Below are 7,386 nucleotides of genomic sequence, written 5' to 3' on the forward strand. Positions count from 1 at the left end.
TTCTCTGCGCGTTTTTTAGTATTTTGAGAAACCCCCTACAGCCATGGCCTGGCTGCCCATTAATAATGCGATAGCTAGGAATGGACCTAGCATCGTGCATACGAAGGCTCATATGGACTCCGGTTTTCGAAAAACTATTAGCAGCTCGCAGCCCCATGATTCCCAACATTGCCATAATATGGTCGAAAATTTGCAAGCCATCGACAGCGTCACTTTTCTAACTGGTGTAAAAAACGCAACTCGAGAACTAATTGAACGCTATTTAATCGCCAACAATATTTACCCTCACGCAATTAAAGATATAAATCTCGTCGCAGCGCTTACTGCCACAGATCCGCTCTCGAACGTACCTGAGTTTATGATTATCTCCTCTCGAATCAGCGAAGAAATAAAGATCATCGAAAACGGACACCGTTTAACATCTAAGAAAAAATGTGAAATTTCCATGTTAATAGCGGAGTTGCGATATTTGATCCCCTTGCAGCCGAGCAGATTGGAAGTTTTAAAAACGGACTTAGAGCAGCGCAGAAAATTATCCATTAGAAACAATGCGATAGCGTTCTTCATTCTACTGTTCGTTTTTTTTCCATTATCGCCATGGCCGCTTTTAAATATCTACACATCTATTAAGCGTAGGGACGCTGCATACAGGTACGAGGCGGAAATCCTAATGCGGGACATTCATCGAATTTAGCATGTAGGTGTATTGTTATACACGTTTCCTTCCCAGCTGTCGCATCCGCGACAGCTGGGAGATTAATGTATTTTATAGCACTTGCACTTTTCGTACCCCTCCGCGATTAATCGCTCAGCGAGACCAGGATGGTTTTATCCTGACACTCGTCACCCTGCTCGTACGTAAATATTTAAACAGAGTTTCGCCACATTCTTTATGCAATATTTTTTCTATTGCAAACGTCGCGATTGTTTTCCCACCGTTTTACACTCTTCCCTTTTAGCGGGCTATTCGCGATACGTCGCTAAATTTTTTGGCCAAACATAATTTCCCGCCCCCCCCCGGTTCACGGTGACTCATTAACGGCTAGATCAGTTACAAGTTGCTCAGCGTAGAAAAATAAAATTTTTTGCACCCAGTTGGAATTATCAATAACGCCCCAAATAACCCGCAAACCGGTGAACCGGTCAAGATCAAGGCCAGCAACACCGTTGCGTTCAAGCCAGGCAAGTCGTTGAAAGATATCTGTAATAATAAGTAGCATGTTTCATTTTCTATGGATAAGTCGCAGCACCCCCTCTCCCTGAGGGGGGTTTTGGCCGACAGTCTTGATCCTGGTTTTTTGACGTTACATTTTTTGTGGTCCCGCCCAAATAATTTTGTGTGTCGCGGTTTTGTTTCATTTTTTGCTGACCTTCATGGCGTCTGCTACCGTAAATTTTTTACAGCGACACATGGGGTGGGCAAATGTCAATGTCCGCTTACGCGCTAACCACCGTGCAATTTACGAAGGTGGGAGGCATTAAGCTTAAGTTGGTGGCGATCAATGGTCAGATTGATCTGTTTGCTGGGGCGTACGCTTTGCAACGCTTCGAGAATGGATTGAGGATCAATTCCATTAAGGCAGATCAAACTGTCATCCTACATCTTTACCGATTTTGCGAAATCAATGCGATTGAGTTAATCCAGCGCATCGCGGATCAAAAGCCACTAAAAATCGGCGAAATCGAAGCATTCTCTTCCTTTTGTTGTTGTACTCGCTCAACCGGAGTGCCCGTTAACGCTGCGTGGTATGCAGCTCGCATGCGCGGTGCTATGGCATTTATCCATTACCTATGGTCGTTTTATCAAGACAATCTTCAAGCGGATTGCGCAGCTCTGCAGTCTGCATTGTTGCGATATCAACGAATGAAAGCCGGCTTTGACTTATACGCCAAGTCTCCTTACAAATCGGACCGGCAAGATAAGATAGGTCTTGCGCCAGCGTTACAGGCGAAATTTATCAGCATCATTGATCCCTCGCCAAGCAATAAGCTTAACCCTTGGAAAACCAGCAAAGTGCGTTGGCGTAATTGTGCATTATTGCTCCTGCTTATGCTGGGTGGCAATCGCAAAGGCGAAACGCTGCTATTAAAACTTAATCACTTTCAATTATCCGGGCATCGTAAATATTACGATATTTTTAAGGTTGGTCCGGTTGCAGATTACCCCCGCAGCGAAGTGCCCTCGGTGAAAACTCTGGGTCGACAAATTGAGCTGCATGAAGATCTAGCGAACTTGATTGAATATTATATTACTCAGGTCAGGGTGCTGTTTACCGGGTGGAAATCCACCAGTTACTTATTTATTTCATATCGAGACGGCTTACCTTTATCGCTGCAGACACCAAATGCCATTCTTAATGAATTGACACGGAAACACCCTGAATTCAAAGGACTTCTCAGTCCGCACCGCTTGCGCAATACATTCCATGACCTGCTCGATACCGCGCTTGATCTTAAGTTTAAAGACCAGAGCCCGCTGAGCCGTACATTACTGAAGTCGCCGATTCAAGAAGCGGCCGGTGGATGGGTTCGCAATAGTCAGATGCCGGAGCGATACGCCAAAGGCTCCATTCAACGCAAAGTCAGAGCATCGCAAGTGCTCATTCAGCAGCAGGCCTTCCACGCGTTCAAAGCGGGTGTTGAATAGGAGTAGCGTCGTGAAGGTGTCGCGCTTCCTTCCGGTGAGAAGCCGCTTGGGTTATGACGTCGAATTGTTTACCCCTGATGGCGATTTCAAGCCGGTCATTATTGTTCCTGATGACACCACGCAGTTTGTTTATCTTAAAACGGACGGCTTCAATCAGCTGGCGGATGACTTAAAAGAGATTCTCATCTGTTATGTGCAATATATCGTGCAGCGTTATCATGCAGCGACGTTGCTGGAGAAATTCTGGTTTTTGCAACGCTTCGTGTCCCAGGTCAATGCAGGGATCACTGTTGAACACGTATTAACTAAACTCGCGGTACAAGCGGATTCCTCTAGAAAAATGCATTGGATCGCCTGCGCTAAGGAATTCGCAAATTTTCTGTTGTTACACGAGTATGAGCTGCTGAGCGCGGAAGGTTACGAAAATATCACGCAATTGCACGGCTATTTCCGCAGACCCAATGCTTATTCCGCCTTATTCTTGATGGATGAAGAACATGGCCCGTTCACTCGAGAAGAAGTCAGTGTACTTTCTGCCGAGGTGGATAATACACGCCATTCCTTGCCCTTACGGCTGTTAGTCGACTTGTGTTTGAGTCATGGTTTGCGACCTATTCAGCTATCCCTTTTAAAACGTCAAGACTTTTTAACGGATCCTCAAACGGGCGTGCGTTACCTCAATGTACCCCGGGTAAAAAACGGCGCGCAACACCGCCGGACGCAATTCAGTGCGCGTATTCTGAGTGAACGCACGGCTACATTGATCGACCAAGTGATCGCCTCGGTAGAGCTCGTTGCTCAAGACATCCCCTTACAGGAACTTCCACTTTTCATGGCCACGCAGCCGCTGCGTTTGGAGCGCGTGCGTAATGCGCACGGTAGCGTGCTGTGGCGTGAAGAACTTCGACGATCAGGCGATTACTTTGCCGCTGATAATAAGCAAGCTTACGCTTACCACCGAAGAGCTTCGTTGTTAAGAAGCATGCTGAGTTACGCTCAGATTCATTTCCCGCTGTCGCCCCGAACGGGGCGACACTTCAACCTACACCCTTACCGTTTTCGCTACACCATTGGCACGCAGGCGGTGATGTCCGGGTGTTCACCCGAGGAGGTAGCGGACCTGCTGGACCATAGCAACACACTGTGCATCAAACATTACTTTCGGTTCACTCAGGAAATGTGGGAAGTATTGGAGCAGGCAACCCAAAGCCGCGTTGAGCAGCGACACTTTACGGCCGCGTGGATGAGGACGGAGGATCTAAAGGGCAATCTCTATGCGCGGCCCATCTACGAGCCGCGCAGTTTCACTGCCATCGGCCAATGTGCCACCGATTCGGCATGTTTTGATGAGCCCGCGGTGGCGTGTTACGCCTGTAAGCGCTTTTGTCCCAACAAAGATGTTCACGCGCATCGCATGGCTCTGGAGCAACTGACCCAACGCCAAGCGCAGCTGTTGTCGGTGTCAACGGCCACGGTGGTCAGTGCCTTTGAGCCCTCAATTGCCGGCTGTCAGGCGGCAATTGCCTACGCACAAGGCCACTGCGTGACATTAATTCACAAGCAGGAGGAGTGATGCCATGCTTATTGGTGAGCAACAGCATATGCAGACGCAGCGGCAACAGCGCCTAAGCCGGCTGGCTGAGGAAGCTCAGGCGCGGTTCGAGCAATTGAAGTTATTTCCGACTTCGCACTGGGATGATTTGTACTGGCTGTATCAGGGTAAAGTGCGAATTTACCTTACCGTACCAGGCTTGGTGCCGGAATTGGCGACCTTAAATAAAGTTTTTGTAACCACCTTGTTATGGAATGCTCGCCAGAGAAACAAAGCATTGGGAGCGACGCGCGTCAAAAGCCTGGCCGCAGCCTTCAAGATGCTCATCAAAGTCGATGTTCGAAGTCTGATTATGATCGATCAGGACGCCTATGATCGGACTCTTAATCATATCAGGACGTCTTATGCCCACGGCGAAGGGCTGTGCAATGATCTAAATCGACTCATGGCCTTTATGGCATCGCACCAGCTTTTAACACAGCCGATTGCCACCATCCGAGTTGGCGCGCAGTTCCAGCGAACAGATCGCTACGGTCGAATTGCGGCAGAAGAAAAGCTTCCTCTGCCGCCATTGATCGGCGCGATCATCCAACTAAAATGGGCCCTGGATCACTCGCCAGACCAGAGTATTCGAGCACAACTTGATCGACTGGCGATCTTAACGCAAGTTTTTCAGTTTGGTTTGGGATTGCGGATAGGTGAAGTGTTACGCCTTCCCAAGAACTGCTTGGTTGAGCGCAACGGACAACTTTTTTGTAACGTTTGGACTGAGAAAGGCGCGGCTCCTATGGCGCGTTATATCCCACAAATTTGGCGCCCGGTTATTCAAGATGCCGTGCGCAGGATTGACGCAATCTGCAGCCTTTGGCGCGAACGAGCCAGTGAGATTGAAAATGGCACCCTTGCTACAGTATTGGCGAAGCGATTTGACCGTCGTGTGGCACAAATAGACACCGACATACAGGTCGCGCTTGAACAGTTGGCGGCATTGTCCGCCGCTAACGCGACTCGCGCCCAAACCTGTCTCAAACTCCTCAAGCCCCTGGCGGATGAAGCACAAATTGAGCTTCATCAATTGACGCAATATTTGCCCTTCGCATCCACGGCAGTCGGCGTGGACTCGTTGTTGGCTTTCTATCGTCGCTCAGGTTTTGACGTGAGGTCTACCCCGGTCGGGCGTTTTAAACATACCCATTACTTAGTCGGTGCCGATATCAAGCGCCGCCTTAACGAAATGATTACGTGGCGTACCCACAGATTCACCTACGAAGAGGTGTTCCAAATTATTCATGGGCAGCCTCCTTGCAGCCGGCAGGTGAAGTCCAGCGCTTTTCAAGGGTTGCGCTCGAAAGCCTTAAATCGGGTCGAATGGCTGGCTTTTTTTGGGGAGACCGTAAGTTGCGGTCGAGCAATCATTTATTGTGGTTACGACGAGGCGGTCGCGGCCATTAAGCACGTAGTGGGGGGAGGATTTGATTATCGCCACTTGTTACCCCTGCTGGATGCGCAACAGCTCTATCCAGAGTGGTTTGGTCAGAAATCGATGACCATGATTCACAATGGTTCTAAAAAAGGATTTTTCTCCTACCTTCGGTTGAATGCTGCCCCTGTAACCTTTTTCCGTAAAAGTGCGTCGATGACAGGCCTGAAGTACGCACACGGTACAGGTTACTTATTAGAATACCACAGCATCACCCAAGCTATTTCGCAGGATTTTGTGGCCCTGAATACCCGCCTTCAAACGGAATTGATCGCTGAAATGGTCAAGGAAGTGCTGTCGGAAGGATTAGCTATCAGCTCCAGCACTTTTCGTATTTCGCAAAAAGTCTCCGATTATCTATTTGTGGTTCCCAGTAGTTTGGGCGGCACCTACCAGGCTTATATTCCCTGCGTGCTGTCCTACGGTGCGGTGCTTTATGCCCTCAAACCGAGCGATCAGGGGCTTGCACGGGGTTCGGCTTTTTCCCGTTATGGGGTGGCGGTGGAGGATGAGGTCATCCAATCCTTTCAAACCCATAAAGGACGACATTGGCAAACCAATTCATTGTTTCGTGCTGGGTTAGCTGCGAGCATCGTCAATAAATGGATGGGCCGAACCCAGCCTCAAGGCGCTCATTACGACCATCAAACCGCACGGGAACGAGCTCAGAAAGTAGGTGAACTGATGCTGGGTGAACATACCCGCTTTCTTGGCTCGTTGCCTGAGCAGCTACAGTCCTGGAAACGCAGTGAACTTTCCTTGAAAGATATCCAGGCCCAGTTGAACCTCACCTTGCAGACGGCTCATTACAGCCCTTTGGGGTTCTGCGTAAGGGACATCAACTTGAAGCCCTGCGAGTACCACCTCAAATGCCTAACGGGAAATGCAGGGTTAGGTTGCCGGGAGTTTGTATTTGACCTGCATGATCCGATTCAGCGCCAGAACATCACCAACGAACGTGACAAAGCTGAGCAGGAGCTGGCACGGTTGTTTGAAGTGTTAAATCGGCCAGACGTGCCAGCTGAATCGGTCGAGATGCACATTGAGCATCAAATGACGCTGTTCAGAAATGCCACTGCCATCCTTGAGCGCGCCCAATTGATCATGACCACCGCCCAAGCCGCACAGGTCCAAGACTTTCAACCGTTTCGAGCTCAAGGCTCCAAACCCGATGATTGCGCTTTTCAATGTGGAACACCACCCTTGGACAGTGCGTAGCGCTTTCAAAAGATCAGAGTCAGTCCCCTCTCCCTCGCGTCGGCTCCTGAGGAGGTCGCCGGGACGTTATGATTCTTAGAAGATCATCACGCTAACGTCTGGGCCATATTGATGAAGCTTGTCTGGTCGCCAGCCCTGCCTGGCACCACCATGCCATAAGATGGTTCGTTTTGATTGATTCGTATCTGGAGGCAGGACGGTGTGCTGCTGTTGAGTCGGCATGACGAGCAAGACTCCGTCGCCGCACAGCGATAGTGTAATTTGAATATTGCCGCAAACCCAGCTTAAGTAGGTAATCGTCAGGTGGGTCTGGCGGTCATCCAGAGTAGTGAGCGCCTTAGTGCTGCTCGCCATACGATTGACTAAGGCCAGACTTTCCTAGCAAGGCGCGACACCGGATGACGGTGTTCTTTCACTGGTAAAGAGGAACCGGAGAATGGCCACTACGCAAGAGCAATGGAAGCAGGCGTTTATGCTGCTCAATCACTT

The 7,386-nt window shown here is 49.4% G+C and carries 4 protein-coding genes and 1 pseudogene; all 5 read left to right on the top strand.

Annotation, left to right across the window (positions count from 1 at the left end; genetic code table 11):
• Positions 1 to 94 precede the first annotated feature (94 nt).
• Entirely contained in the window at positions 95 to 694 is a 600-nt protein-coding gene (locus D8U73_RS14710; protein WP_130904888.1) for a hypothetical protein, read from the top strand.
• A gap of 427 nt (positions 695 to 1,121) precedes the next feature.
• Positions 1,122 to 1,217: pseudogene (locus D8U73_RS14715) on the top strand (HU family DNA-binding protein); the annotation flags it as partial.
• Positions 1,218 to 1,423: 206 nt separating this feature from the next.
• Positions 1,424 to 2,647, top strand: coding sequence for an integrase (locus D8U73_RS14720; RefSeq protein WP_130904889.1), 1,224 nt, complete (start codon positions 1,424 to 1,426; stop codon positions 2,645 to 2,647).
• Positions 2,648 to 2,657: 10 nt separating this feature from the next.
• Entirely contained in the window at positions 2,658 to 4,220 is a 1,563-nt protein-coding gene (locus tag D8U73_RS14725) for a site-specific integrase (RefSeq protein ID WP_130904890.1), read from the top strand.
• Positions 4,221 to 4,224: 4 nt separating this feature from the next.
• Entirely contained in the window at positions 4,225 to 6,897 is a 2,673-nt protein-coding gene (locus D8U73_RS14730) for a hypothetical protein (protein ID WP_130904891.1), read from the top strand.
• Positions 6,898 to 7,386: the final 489 nt, after the last annotated feature.

Origin of the sequence: Pseudomonas sp. Sample_22, from assembly GCF_004307635.1 — a bacterium.
GTDB lineage: Bacteria > Pseudomonadota > Gammaproteobacteria > Pseudomonadales > Pseudomonadaceae > Aquipseudomonas.

Excerpts from the sequence above, each read along its gene's own strand:
- D8U73_RS14720 (WP_130904889.1), top strand. The coding sequence starts at position 1,424 with ATGTCAATGTCCGCTTACGCGCTAACCACCGTGCAATTTACGAAGGTG.
- D8U73_RS14730 (WP_130904891.1), top strand. The coding sequence starts at position 4,225 with ATGCTTATTGGTGAGCAACAGCATATGCAGACGCAGCGGCAACAGCGC.